Origin of the sequence: Bradyrhizobium sp. AUGA SZCCT0160 (assembly GCF_018130105.1) — a bacterium.
In the GTDB taxonomy this organism is placed as follows: domain Bacteria; phylum Pseudomonadota; class Alphaproteobacteria; order Rhizobiales; family Xanthobacteraceae; genus Bradyrhizobium.
On the sequence record NZ_JAFCMD010000034.1, the window covers coordinates 21,046 to 40,857 of the forward strand.

Annotated in this window: 23 protein-coding genes; 14 read left to right on the forward strand and 9 right to left on the reverse strand. The window is 63.8% G+C overall.

Annotation, left to right across the window (positions count from 1 at the left end; genetic code table 11):
• Positions 1-182 precede the first annotated feature (182 nt).
• Both JQ558_RS34370 and JQ558_RS34375 read left to right on the forward strand, forming a co-directional pair.
• Complete coding sequence (locus JQ558_RS34370) at positions 183-1,064, forward strand: 3-hydroxybutyryl-CoA dehydrogenase (RefSeq protein ID WP_212213525.1); 882 nt, start codon at positions 183-185, stop codon at positions 1,062-1,064.
• Positions 1,065-1,124: 60 nt separating this feature from the next.
• On the forward strand, positions 1,125-1,313 hold the full coding sequence (locus tag JQ558_RS34375; protein ID WP_212273577.1) for a hypothetical protein: 189 nt from the start codon (positions 1,125-1,127) through the stop codon (positions 1,311-1,313).
• A gap of 155 nt (positions 1,314-1,468) precedes the next feature.
• Here JQ558_RS34375 and tlpA read toward each other — a convergent pair whose 3' ends face one another.
• Positions 1,469-2,158 carry a thiol:disulfide interchange protein TlpA gene (gene tlpA, locus JQ558_RS34380; protein WP_409410618.1) on the reverse strand — a complete coding sequence of 230 codons (690 nt, stop codon included), beginning with the start codon at positions 2,156-2,158 and terminating at the stop codon, positions 1,469-1,471.
• 128 nt (positions 2,159-2,286) lie between these two features.
• Here tlpA and argH point away from each other — a divergent pair, with 128 nt between their 5' ends.
• The 4 genes from argH to JQ558_RS34400 all read left to right on the forward strand — a co-directional run bounded on the left by argH (position 2,287) and on the right by JQ558_RS34400 (position 5,659).
• Positions 2,287-3,684 (forward strand): argininosuccinate lyase, encoded by a 1,398-nt coding sequence (gene argH, locus JQ558_RS34385; protein ID WP_212296475.1) that lies wholly within the window; start codon positions 2,287-2,289, stop codon positions 3,682-3,684.
• Between the two features lie 114 nt (positions 3,685-3,798).
• On the forward strand, positions 3,799-4,071 hold the full coding sequence (lptM, locus tag JQ558_RS34390) for an LPS translocon maturation chaperone LptM (protein ID WP_212296495.1): 273 nt from the start codon (positions 3,799-3,801) through the stop codon (positions 4,069-4,071).
• A 7-nt stretch (positions 4,072-4,078) separates the two neighbouring features.
• Positions 4,079-5,344, forward strand: a complete 1,266-nt coding sequence (gene lysA, locus JQ558_RS34395; protein ID WP_212296476.1) for a diaminopimelate decarboxylase — start codon at positions 4,079-4,081, stop codon at positions 5,342-5,344.
• Positions 5,345-5,401: 57 nt separating this feature from the next.
• Positions 5,402-5,659, forward strand: coding sequence for a DUF3551 domain-containing protein (locus JQ558_RS34400; protein ID WP_212296477.1), 258 nt, complete (start codon positions 5,402-5,404; stop codon positions 5,657-5,659).
• A gap of 57 nt (positions 5,660-5,716) precedes the next feature.
• Here JQ558_RS34400 and JQ558_RS34405 read toward each other — a convergent pair whose 3' ends face one another.
• Positions 5,717-6,628: an NAD(P)-dependent oxidoreductase gene (locus JQ558_RS34405; RefSeq protein WP_212213539.1), complete on the reverse strand. Its 912-nt coding sequence runs from the start codon at positions 6,626-6,628 to the stop codon at positions 5,717-5,719.
• 148 nt (positions 6,629-6,776) lie between these two features.
• Positions 6,777-7,157: a carboxymuconolactone decarboxylase family protein gene (locus tag JQ558_RS34410; RefSeq protein WP_212296478.1), complete on the reverse strand. Its 381-nt coding sequence runs from the start codon at positions 7,155-7,157 to the stop codon at positions 6,777-6,779.
• Positions 7,158-7,334: 177 nt separating this feature from the next.
• On the opposite strand from JQ558_RS34410, the gene JQ558_RS34415 reads away from it, so the two are divergent.
• A complete protein-coding gene (locus JQ558_RS34415; RefSeq protein WP_212296479.1) occupies positions 7,335-9,983 on the forward strand; it encodes a TIGR02302 family protein in 2,649 nt (882 codons plus the stop codon).
• 130 nt (positions 9,984-10,113) lie between these two features.
• Here JQ558_RS34415 and JQ558_RS34420 read toward each other — a convergent pair whose 3' ends face one another.
• Entirely contained in the window at positions 10,114-10,488 is a 375-nt protein-coding gene (locus tag JQ558_RS34420; protein WP_192738305.1) for a response regulator, read from the reverse strand.
• A 38-nt stretch (positions 10,489-10,526) separates the two neighbouring features.
• On the reverse strand, positions 10,527-11,402 hold the full coding sequence (locus tag JQ558_RS34425; RefSeq protein WP_212296480.1) for an MJ0042-type zinc finger domain-containing protein: 876 nt from the start codon (positions 11,400-11,402) through the stop codon (positions 10,527-10,529).
• Positions 11,403-11,627: 225 nt separating this feature from the next.
• Between JQ558_RS34425 and ftsE the strand changes: the two genes are divergently transcribed.
• From ftsE to JQ558_RS34440, 3 genes are all read left to right on the forward strand, one after another.
• Entirely contained in the window at positions 11,628-12,287 is a 660-nt protein-coding gene (gene ftsE, locus JQ558_RS34430; protein ID WP_192738303.1) for a cell division ATP-binding protein FtsE, read from the forward strand.
• Complete coding sequence (locus tag JQ558_RS34435; protein WP_212296481.1) at positions 12,280-13,251, forward strand: ABC transporter permease; 972 nt, start codon at positions 12,280-12,282, stop codon at positions 13,249-13,251. The genes ftsE and JQ558_RS34435 overlap by 8 nt, the downstream gene beginning before the upstream one ends.
• A gap of 116 nt (positions 13,252-13,367) precedes the next feature.
• The gene (locus JQ558_RS34440) at positions 13,368-14,081 is read left to right on the forward strand and encodes a YdcF family protein (protein WP_212296482.1); all 714 of its coding nucleotides are present in this window, start codon (positions 13,368-13,370) and stop codon (positions 14,079-14,081) included.
• Between the two features lie 16 nt (positions 14,082-14,097).
• On the opposite strand, the gene JQ558_RS34445 is transcribed toward JQ558_RS34440, so the two are convergent.
• Both JQ558_RS34445 and JQ558_RS34450 read right to left on the reverse strand, forming a co-directional pair.
• The gene (locus JQ558_RS34445) at positions 14,098-14,820 is read right to left on the reverse strand and encodes a hypothetical protein (RefSeq protein ID WP_212213554.1); all 723 of its coding nucleotides are present in this window, start codon (positions 14,818-14,820) and stop codon (positions 14,098-14,100) included.
• 83 nt (positions 14,821-14,903) lie between these two features.
• Entirely contained in the window at positions 14,904-15,500 is a 597-nt protein-coding gene (locus JQ558_RS34450; protein WP_212213573.1) for a gamma-glutamylcyclotransferase, read from the reverse strand.
• Positions 15,501-15,686: 186 nt separating this feature from the next.
• On the opposite strand from JQ558_RS34450, the gene JQ558_RS34455 reads away from it, so the two are divergent.
• The 4 genes from JQ558_RS34455 to JQ558_RS34470 all read left to right on the forward strand — a co-directional run bounded on the left by JQ558_RS34455 (position 15,687) and on the right by JQ558_RS34470 (position 18,289).
• Positions 15,687-16,874 carry a DUF2125 domain-containing protein gene (locus JQ558_RS34455; protein ID WP_212213576.1) on the forward strand — a complete coding sequence of 396 codons (1,188 nt, stop codon included), beginning with the start codon at positions 15,687-15,689 and terminating at the stop codon, positions 16,872-16,874.
• 235 nt (positions 16,875-17,109) lie between these two features.
• On the forward strand, positions 17,110-17,334 hold the full coding sequence (locus tag JQ558_RS34460; RefSeq protein WP_212213579.1) for a hypothetical protein: 225 nt from the start codon (positions 17,110-17,112) through the stop codon (positions 17,332-17,334).
• A 429-nt stretch (positions 17,335-17,763) separates the two neighbouring features.
• The gene (locus JQ558_RS34465) at positions 17,764-18,018 is read left to right on the forward strand and encodes a hypothetical protein (protein ID WP_212213582.1); all 255 of its coding nucleotides are present in this window, start codon (positions 17,764-17,766) and stop codon (positions 18,016-18,018) included.
• A complete protein-coding gene (locus JQ558_RS34470; protein WP_249119135.1) occupies positions 18,011-18,289 on the forward strand; it encodes a hypothetical protein in 279 nt (92 codons plus the stop codon). Before JQ558_RS34465 ends, JQ558_RS34470 begins: the two co-directional genes overlap by 8 nt.
• 1,008 nt (positions 18,290-19,297) lie before the next feature.
• Here JQ558_RS34470 and JQ558_RS34475 read toward each other — a convergent pair.
• Positions 19,298-19,444: a hypothetical protein gene (locus tag JQ558_RS34475; protein ID WP_212213584.1), complete on the reverse strand. Its 147-nt coding sequence runs from the start codon at positions 19,442-19,444 to the stop codon at positions 19,298-19,300.
• Positions 19,445-19,525: 81 nt separating this feature from the next.
• On the reverse strand, positions 19,526-19,684 hold the full coding sequence (locus JQ558_RS34480) for a hypothetical protein (protein WP_212213587.1): 159 nt from the start codon (positions 19,682-19,684) through the stop codon (positions 19,526-19,528).
• Positions 19,685-19,812: the final 128 nt, after the last annotated feature.

Below are 19,812 nucleotides of genomic sequence, written 5' to 3' on the forward strand. Positions count from 1 at the left end.
TCAAACAGCGGCCGGACGCGTAAGCTCCGGCCGGTGTTAATCTAGGGACAGCGTTTTCAAGCGAAGTGGCTACCGGGTTCGCTTGAAGAAAACGCGTCGAAAACAGGTTTAAGCCTCGGTTCGAACCGGGGCCTAACGGGATGAACTGGCGCGAGATGCGTGCCGTTCGGGTGGATGACAAGATGGCGGTGACAATCAAGAAGGTCGGCGTGATCGGCTCGGGCCAGATGGGCAATGGCATCGCCCATGTGGCGGCGCTCGCCGGCCTCGACGTGGTACTCAACGATGTCTCCGCCGACCGGCTGAAATCGGCGATGGCCACCATCAACGGCCATTTGTCGCGCCAGGTCGCCAAGAAGGGTATCACCGAGGACGCCCGCAAGCAGGCGCTTGAGCGCATCACCACGAGCGAAACGCTCGACGGCCTGTCGGACTGCGATCTCGTCATCGAGACCGCGGTTGAAAAGGAAGAGACCAAGCGCAAGATCTTCCACGACGTCTGCGCGGTGCTAAAGCCGGAAGCTATCGTCGCCACCAACTCCTCGTCGATCTCGATCACGCGGCTCGCCGCCTCGACCGACCGCCCCGAGAAATTCATCGGCATTCATTTCATGAATCCGGTGCCGGCGATGGAACTGGTCGAACTGATCCGCGGCATCGCCACCGATGACGAGACCTTCGATACCGCCAAGGCCTTTGTCACCAAGGTCGGCAAGCAGATTGCGGTGTCCGAGGATTTCCCGGCTTTCATCGTCAACCGCATCCTGCTGCCGATGATCAACGAGGCGATCTACACGCTGTATGAAGGCGTCGGCAATGTCGAGGCGATCGATGCGGCAATGAAGCTCGGCGCGCACCATCCGATGGGCCCGCTGGAGCTGGCCGATTTCATCGGTCTCGATACCTGCCTGTCGATCATGCAGGTGCTGCATGAGGGGCTGGCGGATTCGAAATACCGGCCGTGCCCGCTGTTGGTGAAATACGTCGAGGCCGGTTGGCTCGGCCGCAAGACCCAGCGCGGTTTCTACGACTACCGCGGCGACAAGCCGGTGCCGACGCGCTAGCCTCAATTTCTCGTTAACCAGCCTCCGCTAGGGTCGCCCGGCGTTTCGGGAGTCTTGCGTATGGACATGATGGCTATGGTGTCGAGCATGCTCGCCATGCAGGCGGGTGGTCTGCAGCAGCAGATTCAGACCTCGATCATCAAACAGAACAACGACGCCGAGAAATTCGCGGTCCAGACGCTGCTCGGCATCCCGTCGACGGCCAACCTGGCGCCGGGCGTCGGCGGCAATCTGAACGCGATCGCCTAGACTTTACCAACGGGTCACTTTTCGTCATGGCCGGGGATAGCCGTCCGAAGGACGGCGTCGCTTCCGCTCGCCTATGCCCGGCCATCCACGTCTTTGTTGCGACGTGAGGAATACGTGGATGCCCGGCACAAGCCGGGCATGACGAGACCTAGATGCTAAAACCCCGCCGCCACCGGCTTTACAGCCGCCTTGATCAGCTTGATCGCGTCGTCGCTGGCCCATTCGGCGGGGCCGGCCAGATTGGCGATTTCGCAGCCCTGGCCGTCGACCAGAATAGAGGTCGGCATCCCCAGCGCCTTGCCTATACCCTTAAGATCTTGAAAAACCTTGGCTTTCGCGTCGCTGAAATAGGCCAGTCTGGTCAGATTGGCTTCTTTCAGGAAGTTTTTGGGCTTTTCGGGGTCGCGGGTGTCGATGTTGATCGCGACCACCTCGAAATCCTTGCCGCCGAGTTTGGTCTGCAGGCTGTCGAGCGCCGGCATCTCTTTCCGGCAGGGCACGCACCAGGTGGCCCACAGATTGACCAGCACGGTCTTGCCGCGCCAGTCGGAGAGTTTTCGGGGCTTGCCCTCCGTATCCTCGAACGCGAGGTCAGGGAGCCGGAGCGGGCTGGTGGCCATGGTCAGCGCGGCGACCTCGCCATGCGCCAGAGGTCCGATCTTGCGCGCCAGCTCGACCGCGCCTGCACAGGCGGCATCGCCGCCCGCACCGCGCTTCAGGCCGCCGAACCCGTAGACCCCGGCAAAGCCGATCGCCGCCCCAATCAGGACCGCGCCGACGGCGATGAGGATCCGGCGCGTGGCGGCCGGGCGAGGGGCAGGCGTTTCGGGCATATCGTTTGTCATCCTGTATCAGATACGGCTATGCAGTGCTCATGTTACGGGCGAAACCGGCACGGCGTTTCGCCGGTTTCGACGATAAATGCCAGACCTGAATAGCCAGCACCTGAATAAGAAGTCGTGAGCGAGAAGTCATGAGCAACAAGATGTGGGGCGGCCGGTTCACCGAGCGTCCCGATGCGATCATGGAGGAAATCAACGTCTCCATCGACGTCGATCGTCACATGTATTCCCAAGACATCGCCGCGTCCAAGGCCCACGCCGCGATGCTATCAGCGCAGGGCATTATCACGGCCGGTGATGCGAAAAATATCGGCAAAGGTCTAGACACGATTCTGTCAGAAATCGAAAAAGGCTCGTTCGATTTCAAGCGCGCGCTCGAAGACATCCATATGAACGTCGAGAGCCGGTTGACCGATCTGATCGGGCCCGCCGCCGGCCGGCTGCATACCGCGCGTTCGCGCAACGACCAGGTCGCGACCGATTTTCGTCTGTTTGTGCGCGACACCATCGATGAGCTAGATGCGGCGCTGGCCGCGTTTCAATATGTCCTGGTGGAGCGGGCGCTGGAACATACCGGCACGGTCATGCCGGGCTTCACCCATCTGCAGACCGCCCAGCCCGTGACGCTCGGGCATCATCTCCTGGCCTACGTCGAGATGGCCGCGCGCGACCGCGGCCGCTTTGCGGATGCGCGCAAGCGGCTGAACGAATCGCCGCTGGGCGCGGCCGCGCTCGCCGGTACCTCGTTTCCGATCGACCGTCACGCCACCGCCAAGGCGCTCGGCTTCGACCGGCCGATGGCCAACTCGTTGGACGCGGTATCGGACCGCGACTTCGTTTTGGAAACCCTGTCGGCGGCGTCGATCGCAGCGGTGCATATGTCGCGCTTCGCCGAGGAGATCGTGATCTGGACCTCGCCGCTGGTCGGCCTCATCAGGCTGAGCGACAAGTTCACCACCGGATCCTCGATCATGCCGCAAAAGCGCAACCCCGATGCGGCCGAACTGGTGCGCGCCAAGACCGGGCGGGTGATCGGGGCGCTGACGGCGCTTCTGATCGTGATGAAGGGGCTGCCGCTCGCCTATCAAAAGGATATGCAGGAGGACAAGCAGGGCGCGATGGAAGCGTTCGCAGCCCTCTCGCTGGCGATCCGGGCGATGACCGGCATGGTTGCCGACCTCGTGCCCGACGAGAACAGGATGAAGGCGGCCGCGGGCGAGGGCTATGCCACCGCCACCGATCTTGCCGACTGGCTGGTGCGGACGCTGAAAATGCCGTTCCGCGACGCCCATCACGTCACCGGGCGCATCGTCGGGCTTGCCTCGAAACAGGGCGTGGCGCTGCACGAACTACCGCTGAAGGCGATGCAGGAGGTCGAGCCGAAGATTACGGCCGAGGCGCTGCGCGTGCTGTCGGTGGAAGCGTCGGTCAAGAGCCGCACCAGCTATGGCGGCACCGCGCCGAAGAATGTGGCGGCCCAGGCCAGGTCCTGGCTGAAGCGGTTGGAAAAAGAGCGAAAATTGGGCTGAGGCCAAGAATTTCGCTGCAATTTCTTGGGTTTTTCTTGGGTTTCATGGGGGCGTCGGGCCTCGCCATCGCAAGGCAATCTTTGTATGGTGCGGCGCGTATTGGGGATTTTCGTCGTGACACGTAACTACCGGCCGACATCGTCGGGATGGGCCATCATCCTGCTGAGCGTGAGCGCGCTTGCGCTCGGCGGCTGCGGCCGCAAGGGCGGCCTTGATCTGCCGCCGAACGCCTCGAATGCGTCGGCGCAATCCGCGGCCACCGATTCGGAGGCCGAGCGCGCGGCCCAGCCGGGCGTATACAATCCGGGCTTCGGGTCCGACGCCCAGCCGGAGGCGCCCAGGGGCAAAAAGAAACCGTTCATACTCGACCCGCTGCTGGGTAATTGAGCGCACCATGAATCACTTCGACTATCGCAACGGCGTGCTTCACGCCGAGGCGGTCAATCTTTCCGATCTCGCGGATGCCGTGGGCACGCCGTTCTATTGCTATTCGACCGCGACGCTGGAGCGCCACTACCGGGTGTTCGCCGAGGCCTTCGCCGGCGAGAAGACGCTGGTCTGCTACGCCATGAAGGCCAATTCCAACCAGTCGGTGCTGCGCACGCTGGCGAAACTCGGCGCCGGCGCCGACGTGGTTTCCGGCGGCGAGTTGAAGCGGGCGCTGGCGGCGGGAATACCCGCAAACAAGATCCTGTTTTCCGGCGTCGGCAAGACCGAGGCGGAACTTCGCGCGGCACTGGCGGCGGATATCCTCTGCATCAACGTCGAGTCGGAGCCTGAACTGGAACTGTTGTCGCGGCTCGCGGTCGAAATGGGCCGGACCGCGCGGATTTCGGTGCGCGTCAATCCCGACGTCGATGCCGGCACCCACGCCAAGATCGCCACCGGGAAATCCGAGAACAAGTTCGGCGTGCCGATTGCGCGCGCCCGCGAGGTCTATGCCCGTGCCGCACGGCTGCCCGGGATCGAGGTCACCGGCACCGACATGCATATCGGCAGCCAGATCACGGATCTCAGCCGGATGGAGACCGCGTTCCGGATTCTCTCTGACTTCGTGCGGACCTTGCGCGCCGACGGCCACAACATCTCGCATATCGATTTCGGCGGCGGGCTCGGCATTCCCTATCACATGGACCGCGAAGCGCCGCCGCTGCCGTCAGCCTATGCCGCGATGGTCAAGCGGGTGACGCATAATCTCGGCTGCACGCTGATGTTCGAGCCGGGCAGGATGATCGTCGGCAATGCCGGCATCCTCGTTGCGCGCGTGATCTATGTGAAGCCGGGTGACGCCAAGAATTTCGTCGTCATCGATGCCGCGATGAACGATCTGATCCGCCCCACGCTGTATGAGGCCCATCACGACATCCTGCCGGTCCGCGAAGCCATGCCAGGCACGCCGACGATTACCGCCGATGTGGTCGGGCCGGTCTGCGAAACCGGTGATTATTTGGCACTCGACCGCCAGATCCCCGAGCCCAAGGCCGGCGATCTCCTGGCGATCATGACCGCCGGCGCCTATGGCGCGGTGCAGTCAGGCTTTTACAACACCCGCGCGCTGGTGCCGGAAGTGCTGGTCAAGGACGATCAATTCGCGGTGGTGCGTCCGCGTATCGAAGTCGACGAACTGATCGCGATGGACCGGCAGGCGCCGTGGCTGTGACCCAAGGCATATCTGTCAGCGCGCGCTGACACTGTGCCGATTTCAAAGGAGATTCCGATGCGCATTCTGGCTTTGGCTGTCTTGACGATGGCGGCGGTTTCGGCGACGTCGCCGGCGCTCGCCCAGACCTATAATCCGAGGTATCCAGTCTGCATCAAGCAGATCCAGACTTTCGGTGGTGAACGCATTGAGTGCGCCTACACCTCGCTGGAGCAGTGCAACGCGACGGCACTGGGCCTTCCTGCCCAGTGCATCGAGAATCCGTATTACGGCGGTCGGCCGGAAGGCGGCCGGCGTTACCGCCAGGGCTATTGAGCGGATCGGGCGCGTAGGTGGGTGGAGCAGGTCGCTCCACCTATCCCACGCGATGCCTCACTTCGCGGCGTGGCTGCCGCCCTTTGCGCCGCCGACGATCACACCCGCGGCCTTTTCGATCGGCTTGATCGCCTCGGTGAAATCCGACTCCGCGCCCTGATCGCGGATCACGACTTCCCACAGGCGCCCGACCGCTTCGGCGACTTCCATCGACAGCCCCAGCGACTTCATCTCGTCCAGCGCGAGCCGCACGTCTTTCACCATCAGTCCGGTGGCGAAGCCGAAGTCGAACGTTCGCGGTAATACCGCACGCGGAAACTTGTCGCGGCTTGCGGTGTTGAGCCCCGAGCCGGCGTTGATCACGTCGACCATCACGGCCGGATCAAGACCCGATTTGACGCCCATCACCACCGCTTCGGACGTCGCCACCATCGCGGTGGCTGACAGGAAATTATTGGCAAGCTTCATGGTCTGAGCGGAACCCGGTTTCTCGCCAATGAAGAACACCTTGCCGATGACACCGAGCGCGGGCTTCAACATGTCGCAATCGGCACGCGGGCCCGACACCATCACGGCGAGCGTGCCCTTTTCGGCGCCGCCGACGCCGCCGCTGACGGGGGAGTCTATCTGCACGATGTTCTTCGCGGCCAGGAGGCCGTGGATCCGCGTTGCCATTTGCGAGCCGACGGTGGAGAGGTCGACGAAGCGTTTGACGCGTTTGCCTTCGATCACGCCGCCGGTGCCGGTTGCGACGTCGAGCGAGGCCTGCAACGACGGCAGGCTCGCCAGCACCGTTTCGCAGCGATCGGCGATATCCTTTGGCGATGACGCCACTTGCGCGCCGAGCGCCACAAGCTTGTCGGTGGCTTCCGTCCGCGTATCGAACACGGTGAGCTGGTGGCCTGCCTCGATCAGGCGGCGCGCCATCGGGAAGCCCATCTTGCCGAGGCCGATGAATCCGATTTCCATGGTGTTGTTTTCCTGAGTTTCTGGAGACGCTCCTCATCCTGAGGAGCGCGTCTTCGCGCGTCTCGAAGGATGAGTTTGTTGATTAATCTTTCGGGCCTCATGGTTCGAGACGGCGCAAGCGCGCCTCCTCACCATGAGGGGTGAGACTTCAACCCTTGTCCATTTCCGCGAACACCTCGCGCGCGATGCGAAAGCTGTCGACGCCGGCGGGCGCGCCGGCATAGATCGCGACCTGCATGAAGATTTCGCGGATCTCGTCTTTGGTCACGCCGTTGGTCAGCGCGCCCTTGATGTGGGTGCGCAACTCATGCGGCCGGTTCAGGATCGAGATCATGGCGAGGTTGAGCATGCTGCGGGTCTTGCGCGGCAGTTCCTCGCGGCCCCACACCGCACCCCAGCAATATTCGGTGAGCAGTTCCTGGAACGGGCGGTTGAAATCGTCGACGTTCTTCAGGGCGTTGTCGACATAGACCTCGCCGAGCACGGCTTTGCGCACTTCCAGGCCCTTGTCGTAGGTCTTCTTGTCCATGACGTTTCCTCCGGCATTCTTGCGGTATTTTGCGGGTTCGGGCGGACGTTAGGGGGTCGAAGCCCTGCAGTCACGCCTTCGTGTTATGCGTATTTCCGGGTGTGGGTTGGCCCTGGAAACGGGTGCCTCATTGCCGCCGCTGTGCTAGGCTGATTTGTCGGCAACCCGGAGAGTTTATTGAACGGCGCCAACCCTGACCCCACGGAGCCAGCGCGCGAGCCTGATGCGGTGGCGCGGCTTCAACTGACGCAGGCCCTGCAGCGGGCCCAGTATGCGATCGCGTGGGAGCGCGGGTGGCCGATTCTGGCCCGGCTGTTGACCGTCGTCGGACTGTTTCTGGTGGCGTCCTGGGCCGGATTGTGGCTGGCGCTGCCCTTTGTCGCCCGTGTCGTCGGCATCGCCTTGTTCGCAGGCCTGGCGCTCGGCGCGTTGTACCCGATCTTGCGCTATCGCTGGCCGACCCGTGAAGAGAGCCTGGGCCGGCTCGACCGCGGCACCGGCATTCGCCATCGCCCGGCGACCGCGCTCACCGACACGCTGGCCAGCAAGGATCCGATCGCGCTGGCCCTCTGGAACGAGCAGCGCGAGCGGACGCTGGCCTCGATCAAGCGGATCCGCGCCGGCCTGCCGTCGCCGCGGCTGCCGATCCACGATCCCTGGGCGCTACGTGCGCTGGTCATGGTAATGGCGGTGGCGGCCTATTTTGCCGCCGGTGACGAACGCGCGATGCGCATCGCCGCGGCGTTCGACTGGAACGGCGTGCTGGCGCCGGCCAATGTCCGGGTCGATGCCTGGGTGACACCGCCGGTCTACACCAGCAAGCCGCCGATCATTCTTTCCGCCGCGAACAAGGACGCTGGACCCAATAGCGGGCCGCTGGCGGTTCCGGCCGGCAGTACGCTGCTGGTGCGCTCCAGCGGCGGTTCGATCGATGTCGTGGTGGGCGGCGGCGTCACGGAAGTCGCGCCCAACGAACAGGCGCCGAAGGGCACCAACGAGCGCCATTTCAAGATCGCCGGCGACGGCACCGCCCATGTCCGCGCACCGGCCGGCCAGCCGCAATGGCGGTTCGCCGCGACGCCCGACCGTACCCCGACCATTTCGCTGGCGAAGGATCCCGAGCGCCAGGCGCGCGGCTCGCTGCAGATGTCCTACAAGCTCGAGGATGATTACGGCGTTACCGAAGCGCGCGCCTCGTTCGCGGTCCGGCCCGCCGATCCCGGCAAGGAAGCAATCAAAGAAATCGGTAAGGAACCGGCAAAGGGCGCCAAAGGCGGAGACAAGGCCGCCGAGAAGACTGCCGAAAAAACGGCCGAGGCGCGGCCGTTGTTCCCGGCGCCGCAGTTTCCGCTGGCCCTGCCGAACGCGCGGACCCGCAATGGTGTCGGCCAGACCGTCAAGGATCTCAGCGAGGATCCCTATGCCGGTGCCGACGTCACGCTGACGCTGACGGCCAAGGACGAGGCCGGCAATGAAGGCCGCAGCGAGCCGTTCAACATGCGGCTGCCGGAGCGGCTGTTCACCAAGCCCTTAGCGCGCGCGCTGATCGAGCAGCGCCGTATCCTGGCGCTCGACGCCAACCAGAATGGCCAGGTCTATGCCGCGCTTGCCGCGCTGATGATCGCGCCGGAACTATTTACGCCGCAGGCCGGCCATTATCTCGGCCTCTACAGCGTCTCGCGCCAGCTCGAGGCGGCGCGCACCGACGACGCCATGCGAGAGGTGGTGGCGAGCCTGTGGTCGCTCGCGGTCACGATCGAGGACGGCAACATCACCGATGTCGACAAGGCGTTGCGCGCGGCGCAGGAGGCGCTGAAGCAGGCGCTGGAGCGCGGGGCCAGCGACGAGGAGATCAAGAAGCTCACCGACAATCTGCGCGCCGCGCTGGATAATTTCCTGCGCCAGCTCGCCGAACAGCTCAAGAACAATCCGCAGCAACTGGCGCGGCCGCTCGATCCCAATACCAAGATGCTGAGCCAGCAGGATCTCAAGAGCATGCTCGACCGGATGGAGCGGCTGTCACGCTCCGGCGACAAGGATGCGGCAAAGCAATTGCTGGAACAGCTGCAGCAGATGCTGGAAAACCTGCAGATGGCGCAGCCCGGCCAGTCCGGCGACGGCGACATGGAGCAGGCGCTGAACGAGCTCGGCGACATGATCCGCAAGCAGCAGCAATTGCGCGACAAGACCTACAAGCAGGGCCAGGATTCGCGGCGCGATCGCATGCGCGGCAAGCAGGGCGAGCAGAGCATGGGCGACCTGCAGCAGGACCAGCAGGGCCTGCGCGACCGCTTGAAGAAATTGCAGGAAGAACTCGCCAAGCGCGGCATGGGTCCGGGTCAGCGCGGCGAGAAGGGCCAGCGCGGCGAAAAAGGTCAGCAGGGTCAGCAAGGCCAGCCGGGCGGCGACCAAGGCGACGGCGAGGACGGGCTGGAGCAGGCCGATGGCGCGATGGGTGACGCCTCAGGCCGGCTCGGCGAAGGCAACGCCGATGGCGCGGTGGATTCGCAAGGCCGCGCGCTGGATGCGCTGCGCAAGGGCGCGCAGAGTCTCGCCGAGGCGATGCAGCAGGGCGATGGCGACCAGCCGGGCGACGGCCCGGGCAATCCGAACGGCCGGCAGCAGGGCGCGCAAAGGAATACCGATCCGCTCGGGCGGCCGATGCGCAACAACGAGTTCAACGACGATTATTCAGTGAAGATCCCCGGCGAGATCGACGTACAGCGCGTGCGCCGCATTCTGGAAGAACTGCGCCGGCGCCTCGCCGATCCGGCCCGCCCGCAGATCGAACTCGATTACATCGAGCGGCTGCTGAAGGATTATTGAGCCGTCGCGCTCAGTCGTCATCGCATAATACACTTGTCATACGCGGGCTTGACCCGCGTATCCATCTTCTTCGCGAGAGTCTTTCGAGCGGGATGGATGGCCGGGTCAAGCCCGGCCATGACAGGTTAAACTACCCCTTCCGCGCCGCCAGCGCATCGGCGACTGCGGTGCGGATATCGGCCACCGAAAACGGCTTTGTCACCACGTCGTGCACGATCGCATTGAGGCCGGAGGCGCGTTCGCGCTGATCGGCAAAGCCGGTCATCAGCAAGATCTTCAGGTCGGGAAAATCGCGTGCCGCCGCCAGCGCCAGCGCGATCCCGTCCATTACCGGCATCTGGATGTCGGTGAGCAGCAGGTCGAACGCACCCTTTTCGCGCGCCAGGATATCAAGCGCCTCGGCGCCGTCCTCGGCGGTTACGGTGTCATGGCCGTCCATGGCGATGGCGCGCGCCACCAGGGAGCGCATCGAGTCTTCGTCGTCGGCAATCAATACACGCGGCATGGCAACAGCTCATTTGCGAGCGGGACGTCCGGCCAATTTTACGCGCGGCCGGCGGCCAGATCCCGCTTGTTGAAGAAGCGTACGTCAATATTGCGGCCTTCGGGCGGCGGCGACGCCAGCCGCGACTTGAAGTAGGCGCGCTCGCCCGGCTTCAGCACCGGCTGCTCGAGCACCGCGTTCCAGGCATAGATCTCCGCGCCCTGTTCGTCGCGAACGCTAAAGCGCAGCCGCGGCAATTCGACCGGCTTCCTGGTCTCGCCGACGATCACGCCTTCGATGACCAGCACCGGTTTGCCGTCCACGGTCTCGTTGGTGATCTTGATGTCCTTGAACGACAGCCCGCGCAAATTCACATCTAACCCGACCATCTTGTAGAACGTCGCGGTCTGCGGCAGCAGGCGCACCACGTCGGTGCGCCAGAACATCAGCGCCACGACCAGTGCGCCCATCGCGGCGCAAGCGACGGGAGCGCTGACGGACGGCATCCGCATGGACGGCAGTTTGGGCAGCCGGAACAGCTTGGCCAACCGCGAGCGGTGGGTGGAAAGCGCCTCCTGATGCGCCTCGGCATCCTGCTGGGCGACCGACGGCCAGTCGGCTTCATTTCCCCGGGAACCTTCGCCTTCGGCCGGCCAATCGGCCGAAATCGACGGGCTGTCGACCACGGGGGGCTCCTGGGCCTCTTCCTGGCGGGCCATGGCCTCCCACTCGGCGGCGGCGTCCGCCTCGGCATGTCCGGTTCCCTGGCCGGCTTCCGCCATCGCCGGCACGGCAGGCGCCATCTCGACCGCGTCCTCGGGGCGCGCCAGCCAGGTTTCCTTGCAGCGGGAACAACGGACGGGCCGGCCGGCGGCACCCAAGGTGGCCAGCTTGATCGCGTAGGATGTTGTACAATGGGGGCAGACGATGTGCATGGAGCCCATTTCCACAGTGTCTTTGGGCCGATGCTACCTCGCGACCGTTAACGAATCGGAAACCATAACGGTCGCACAACCGTTTTGTCCGGCTCGCGCCCAAAAACTGGGCTGCGAGCCCAAGGGTACTGTCAAGGGTACTGGTAGGTACGGGTTTCCGGTCGAGGCCCAGGCAAACGTCGAAGCCGAGGCAGAAGCCGAGGCCCATCTCGAGCGGAGCTGAGCTTGGTTCGGTTCGAAAATGTTGGATTGCGCTACGGGCTCGGCCCGGAGATTTTGCGCGACCTGTCGTTCCTGATCCCGGCCCATTCCTTCCAGTTCCTCACCGGCCCGTCGGGCGCCGGCAAGACCTCGCTGCTGCGGCTGCTATTCCTTTCGATGCGGCCGACGCGCGGTCTGGTCAATCTGTTCGGCCACGACGTCTCGCTGCTCGGCAAGGACCAGATTGCGGATTTGCGCAAACGCATCGGCATCGTGCTGCAGGATTTCCGCCTGCTCGATCACATGACGACTTATGAGAACGTGGCGCTGCCGTTCCGCGTCATGGGGCGGGATGAATCCAGCTACCGGCGCGAAGTGATCGATCTGTTGAAATGGGTCGGGCTCGGCGAGCGCATGGATGCGCTGCCGCCGATCCTGTCCGGCGGTGAAAAACAACGCGCGGCGATCGCGCGCGCGGTGATCTCGCGGCCGCAATTATTGCTCGCGGACGAGCCGACCGGCAGCGTCGATCCGACGCTGGGCCGGCGCTTGTTGCGGCTGTTCATCGAGCTCAACAAGTCGGGCACCGCCGTGATCATCGCGACCCACGACATCACGCTGATGGATCAGTACGAGGCGCGGCGTCTGGTGCTGCATCAGGGACGGCTGCATATCTATGAGTAGATCCGGTGACGAGCATGGTCCGCTGGTCGATCTCGGGCACGAACGCCCGCAGGTCCCGGCGCGGGCGCGCAACATGTCGCCGATCGTGCCGCGCGCCTCGATCTCCGGCCGCGCGCTGGTCGCGGTGGTCGCGATCATGACGTTCCTCGCCTCGATCACCACGGGCACCGTGCTGCTGGTAAGCGCGTCGGCGGCGGAGTGGCAATCGGAAGTCGCCAGCGAAATCACCATCCAGGTGCGCCCCTCGGCAGGCCGCGATCTCGACCGCGATGCGATCGCGGCCGTCGAGGCGATGCGGGCGCAGCCCGGCATCGTCGAGGTCCGGCCCTTCACCAAGGACGAGTCGGCCAGATTGCTGGAGCCGTGGCTCGGCACCGGGCTGTCGATCGAGCAACTGCCGGTGCCGCGCGTCATCGTCGCGCGCGTCCAGCCCGGCACCACGCCCGACCTTGCCGCGTTGCGCGCCCGGATCATGCAGGTGGCGCCGTCAGCCAGCGTCGACGATCACCGCGCCTGGATCGAGCGCATGCGCTCGATGACCGGGGCGACGGTATTCGCCGGCATCGGCATCCTGGCGCTGGTGATCGTGGCGACCATCATTTCGGTGTCGTTTGCGACGCGTGGCGCGATGGCGGCGAACCGCCCGATCGTCGAGGTGCTGCATTTCGTCGGCGCCGGCGACAGCTACATCGCCAACCGTTTCCTGCGGCATTTCCTCAGACTCGGCCTCGAGGGCGGGTTGATCGGCGGCGGCGCTGCAATGCTGGGTTTTGGTTTCTCGGAATCGATCGCGAGCTGGTTCTCTGGCACGCCGGTCGGCGATCAATTTGCCGCGCTGCTCGGCACGTTCTCGCTGCGTCCGTCCGGCTATCTGGCGCTTGCGGCGCAGGCGGTGCTGATCGCGGCGATCACGGCCTGGGCCTCGCGGCGGACGCTGTTCGCGACGCTGGACGACATTGATTGAAGCGTTTTCGAGCGAAGCAATGGCCGGGGACTTGATCCGGGGGAGGGCACCGGACCAGACTCCACTTCGCCCAAAAAACTTCTAGAATTGCGCGGGGAGAGGACAGCAAGAACTGCATGCGTGTGCAACCCGACGATACGTCGCGACAAGCGCCGGCCGTGCGGCCGCGCGGGTGGCTGCGCGCGACCATCGTCGCCACGCTGGCGCTCGGCTTCGTCGGCGCGGCGGTGGGCTTCATCGGCTTCCTGTCGCAACTGCGCGGCGTCGAAATCAAGCCAGCCCGCAATGCCGACGGCATCGTGGTGCTGACCGGCGGCTCGTCGCGGGTGTCGGATGCGATGGAATTGCTGGCCGGCGGCTATGGCAAGCGGCTCCTGATTTCGGGCGTGCACCCGACCAACGCCGCCAGCGACATTTCCCGCACGCTGCCCGACAACCATTCGCTGCTGCGCTGCTGCGTCGATCTCGACCGCTCGGCCGTCAACACGCGAAGCAACGCGGCGGAGACGCGGCGCTGGGTGAAAGACCGCGGTTTCAAGTCGCTGATCGTGGTGACTTCGAACTACCATATGCCGCGGGCGATCGTCGAATTGTCGCATGCGATGCCTGATATCGCGCTGATCCCGTTTGCGGTGGTCGGCGAAAAATGGCGCGACGAGCCATGGTGGACCTCAGGTACGACCTTCCGTCTGTTGCTGTCGGAATATGTGAAATACGTTGCGGCGGAGGTGCGGGTCCGGCTCGCCGATATCGGCATCGAAGTTTTGCCCGACGATCAGCCGGCCGGTTCGACCGCGCCGCGCCGGCCGGCCACCGCGCAGGCGAATTGATTGTCGGTGTGGCTGCCTAAGCCGCGCAGATCAGTTTCAGCTCGGCTTCGAACCGGATGCTTCGCTTGCCCGCAAGCGCAGTCCCCTCGAGGGTGCCGCCCTCCGCATCGCATGTCCCGGAAAACCCGATTCCGATTTCATGCCCGCCAAAGACCGGGTCTTCACCCCGCGCCGGCGTGTGTTCCTGATTGACCATCTGGCCTTTCCAGCGGCCGTTCGATGATGAATACGACCCGAGATAATAGAAGAAGGCATCGCCGCCGAGGATGCGGCCGTTGCTGAGCAGCATGACGCCGGTCAAGCCACCGGGCATGCCGTCCAGGATCTTGAGGTGAATCGAGTACAGGCCGTTGGAAATGCCGCCTGCGCCGATCGCGCCGGGGGCTGCGAGTTCGCTCTCGTCGAGCGGCGTCATCACGGATCGAAACGTCGCGCTGGGCATCTGCGGTGAGCCGCCCTCGAAACAAAACGCGTTTCCGACCGCCCGTCCGGTGACCGCAATGGTCGAAACGTCGGAGCCGAGCAGCGATTGGTGAGCGGCACCAAAATTGTGCCGGCGGCTGGTCACCTCGACGGCGATCTCCTCGCCGTCGAAACGATAGGTGCCGATATGGGCGAACCCCGAATTGCCCCCCAGGAGCTTGCCGTCCCGGACGTAGCTGACGCTGCGTCCGACGGCTTCGTTGACCCTGAATTCGCTTTTGAAGAAGCCGTCGAAACGGCGTGATGTCGTGCCCATGCGGGACACCTAGCCCAGAACGCCATTTGCGTCACCCCGTTTTCCACCCTGTCAATGCAGGGGGGCGAAAATGCCGCAAACGCCTATTCCGCAGGCGGTTTCCGGTGCACCACCGGGTGCGAATCGTGCAGCATCAGTGCCAGCTGGTGCAATTGCGTATCGCGAAAGCCTTCGGCCTCGATCGCTTTCACGGTCGCCAGCACATAGTCGCGGTTGACGCCGGACTGGCCGTGACCCTGCAGCACGTGACGCAACTGGTCCGCCAGCGACAGCCGTCCGGCATACTGCACATGGCCGCGATCGACCACATAGGCCAGCGCGCTGACGCGCTGCCGCGCCTCGTTCTCCAGCCACAGCGAGCGCTTCACCTCGCGGTAGACGGACGTCACCTGTTCGCGCTCGCGTAGGTAGGCGACGGTGGCGGCGCGGTTCTGCTCCGCGACCCGGAATGCGATGCCGCGGCAGGCGCCGCCGCGATCGAGCCCGAGCACCAGGCCGGGCTTTTCCGGGGTGCCGCGATGGACAAAGGAATAGACGCAGAGCGCGCGATGCTCGCCGATCAGCCGGGCCGGCACCCGTTCGACGAATTCGAAGCCCGGCCGCCACATCAGCGAACCATAGCCGAACACCCAGAGGTCGCCGCTGGAGAATTCCGAATCTTGCAGGGTCATTGCGGACATCGGCACAAGCGTTTTCGAGCGAGCATGCCCTCGGACTTGATCCGGGGGAGAGACCGGTTCGCGTAAAGAAAACGCGTCCAAACGAGGAACGGCTACCAGAAGGGGAGAAGCGAAGCAAATTCAGCGGCTTTTGCCGGGGCCGGTACCCGCTTACATTTGACAAAATCATCAGCCAAAGGTCGCCGCATGCCTGACATCACCCCTGCGCCGCGCCGGCGCCCGCTTTGGCGCCTTTTCATCTTGCCCGCATTGCTGGTGGTCGCAGCCATCGCCTGGAGCGGTTTCTGGTTCTATGCGGCGTCCGAGGTCGGCGTGCGCGCCGATGCGTGGCGCGCGCAGGAAGCGAAGGCCGGCCGGATCTATGATTGCGGCAAGCGCTCGGTCGCGGGCTATCCGTTCCGCCTCGAAGTCCGCTGCGAGGACGCCAGCGTGACGCTGGTCTCGCAGACCGCGGGCGCGGGCGCGCCGTTCACGGCGCGGCTCGGCGAGATCATGGTGATCGCCTCGATCTACCAGCCGAAACTCCTGATCGCCGAATTCAAGGCGCCGGCGACGATTGCCGATCGCGGCCAGCCGCCGTCGCTGAAGGTGAGCTGGAGCGTTGGCCGCAGCAGCGTGGCGGGGCTGCCGGCCGTTCCGGAGCGCGCCTCGATCGTATTCGAGAATCCCTCGATTGAGCGCGTCAACGGACCGGTGCAGACGCCGCTGGCGCGCGCCAACCGTGTTGAACTGCACGGCAGGCTCGCGGAGGGATCATCGATTGCAGATCCGGTGATCCAGACCGCGCTGCAGATATCAGGGGGCAGCATTCAGGAATTGCATCCGCTGCTGGCGACGCCGTTCGAATCAGATGTGCAGACCAAGCTCAGCGGCCTGAAGGATTTCTCGCCGAAGCCGTGGCCCGAGCGCTTCCGCGAAATGCAGGCCGCCGGCGGCAAGGTCGAGATCGTGCGCTCGCGGATTCAGCAGGGCGAGCTGGTCGCCGTGGCCGCGGGAACGCTGGGCCTCAACGCGCAGGGGCAGATCGAGGGCGAGCTGCAGATGACGGTGACGGGTCTGGAGCGGGTGATCCCGGCGCTGGGTATCGACAAGATGCTGGAGCAGGGCGTACCGCAGGCCACGCTCGATCGCGTGGCGCCCGGCGTCAAGAGCCAGGACCTCACCAATCTGTTCGGCGCGCTCGACAAGGCTATTCCGGGTCTAGGCAAGGTCGTCAAGCAGAACACCAATGTCGGCGTCGCCGTCGGCATCAATTCGCTCGGCACCGCAGCCGAACTTGAAGGCAAGAAGGCCCGCAGCTTCCCGCTGCGCTTCGTCGACGGCGCGGTGTTCCTGGGGCCCCTGAAGGTGGGGCAGATCCCGCCGCTGTTTTGATTCCGCTTTGCCCATCCCCGTCGTCATCCCCGAGTGAACGCTAGCGTCCATCCGAGGTGCGCGTTCTTGCGTGTCCGATTTTCGATCGAATAGTTCCTCCTCTGGAACAACCTTCAATCATCGAGGTGAAGTTCACGATGCGTGATTTCTGTCACGGCGATCGCTGAACCGTTCGGACATCCTGACGGTGGTTGCGGGATGATCCCGCACCTCAACAGATGGATGGAGAACTGGAATGACGAACGTCACGAAAAACGATGCAGCCAATCATGAGCTTTCGATCGATGAACTCGACGCTGCGGCTGGCGGCTTCTGGAAGGAACTGGGCGTCGCGATGGGTGCCGGCGGCGTGACCGGCGGCATGGGCGGTGCGGCGGTCGGCGGCATCGGCGCGGTGCCGGGCGCCATTGGCGGCGCGCTCCTCGGCGGCATTGGATATTGCATCAGCGCACTCTTTTGAGCTGATTGCGCAAGGCAAGGCGAGACTGTCGGATCGTTTTCGATTCAGCAGTCTCGCCTTGGCGATGGCCTTCGCGACGTCATGAGAGGGCGTCGCTTTTTTTGACGCGGCCGCCGGTTTGCATCGGCGCGCCACGTCGGTGCGCTGAGCCGGGATCGAGCTGGCGAAAAATGACCTCGCATCATTAATCGCCTTGGATATATATCGTTCAAGTGATCTGCTCGGCGCAAATGGAGTACTCCGTGAAAGGAGTGCTTTACCCCCGAGGAAATGTTGCGCCCGGAAGCACTTTGGTGCTCGGCTAAGGCAGCTTCCGAAATCGAGTCCAGGGAGAGGTAAGGCCCGTGACGGCCGCCAGACGTCTCTAACAGCATGGCAAATTGCAAGTTCGGAACTCACCACAAGAGAGGTTGTCCGCAGGAGGAGCAGATGACGCAGCGCCCCTCAGGAGCAATGAAAATCTTGGGTGATCAAAGCCCACCGACAGGCAACTCGGTGAGAGCGTATGAATGGGAGCTGTCGCTGCTGAAATTTCATCGCCAGGCAGAAAGCGATGCGCTCTCAATACCTGATCCCGGTCCAGCGGGCTTTGACTTCGTCCTGCCGGACGACCCCGAGGCCGAAACGCTGTGGGCTCTGGCCAAAGATGTCATGTGGCGGCGAGCTTTGATGAAAGATGGCTAGTAGCGAACGACTGCTGATGGCCCTGCAATTCCACCGTGCCGTCGATAGTTTGGAAATATGGAGCGCGAGCAGCGACGGCTTTTCGTTCGTGATCACCCACGAGAGCCGTGCCGGCCCCGGCTTTCACGGACGGCCCGGCTACGTAGCGTCGTGGCGTCCGCTTTATCAGGGCAGCGGGGCGATCAAGATCGGCGGATCGCCTTTTGCAACGTTCGAGGAGACCGAGGAAGCGTGCAACCAGATGCTGAAGCATCTGACGAGTGAAAGCTGATGTGGAGGCTTTAGATAAATTACGATGAGGCCGGTCGCTAAACCGTTCCGGATCTCATGAGGCTTCCAAACAGGTGGGGTGGTCAGAATTGACCAGCCTCCAGGACGCAAATGTCGTTTGGTAATGTACGAGCGTTGCGCCAGGGCCGCCTCTGCGCCGCGCTCAAGACGGCCCCAGTGCTCTCCAGCCCCCGCGCTGGGGCCGTTCATTTCCAGGCCGCTAACCCGGTCGCAGGCGGGTTCAGTCCTGAGCAGCGGTCGTTGCGCCACCGCATTTTCGCCTAACAATGATGGGTATGTGAACGCAGGGCAGGGTTAAAAAGCCGGAGCCCTGTCATGTTGAGACTAGTATTCGTTGCGTCCGTACTCGTTGCCATTTCTTCAACCGCATCCGAAGCACGTCCGCCCCGCATCGTTGCTCAAGCGCCGGGATGCAACGTAACCATGCCGTGCGACTTTTCGAATTCGCCAACACGACGCGTTGGTCCGAACGCTTACGGCCGGGAATCGCAGAGCACAGAACGGCCGGCAATTCTGCCGCGTAATGCAAGGGCGGAAGCAAATAGCGGGCGTGGTCAGATCGTCGGTGGGCGCCCAGCCGGTTGTCCCCGCTCTTTCTGCGGCTGCGGCGCATCCATGCGGGTGTTCGGCCGTATCGTGCCCGGATTAAATCTTGCCTCCAACTGGCTGCGGTTCCCGCGGACGGCGCCGGCGCCGGGAATGGTTGCCGCGCGACGCGGGCACGTCTTCGTCCTGGAGCAGCATGTCGGAGGTGATATGTGGATGGCGTACGACGCCAACTCGGGTGGCCGCGCAACGAGAATCCATGCGCGCTCGTTGCGCGGGTACACAGTCGTCAATCCGCGCGCGTAATCCAACAACTCTTGTGTCGACAAAATGAAGTTCGCGGGCTGTTGCCCGCGATACCTCGATTCAGAGGTCCGTTGCGCCACCGTCTGCAAAGTGTCTTCCGGAAAACAGAACTTTCCGAAAGGGGCTTGCAGTACTTTCAACGGGTGATCTTGTGAACCAGCGACTCGATCGCAACGCGGAAGGCAATGGCGACCACGATGAGCGGCTGGTAGAGAGTGCCGCCCGAAGCCGCATCGAGTTCGTCGATGGTCAGTTCGTGCTCTTCGGCGTTCAGCTTTTCCATTCTAGTCTCTCCAATTGCAACGAGACGTATTGCGAGCGCCTTCCGAAGAAATCATGACTTTCCGAAAGGCGCTCCGAGACTTTACTTGGTGACTTTTTCGACGATCTTGTCGATGCCCATTCGGATCCCGGTGCCGACAAAAAATGAACCCACAACGACGGGAATCCAGATGAAGCCGCCCGAGACGGCGTCAAGCTCGTTGGTCTTCAGTTCGTCGGCTTTGGTGTTCAGCTGTTCCATTTGAGTCTCTCCTGTTGTCGGGGGGAGGGACAATTCCCGCCATCCGTCGAGGAGGTGTATGCGCTGCAGGTTCAGTTGGCTGTGATGATCGTCACATCCGGACGTCGTCGGTCCGAAATCTCGACGCG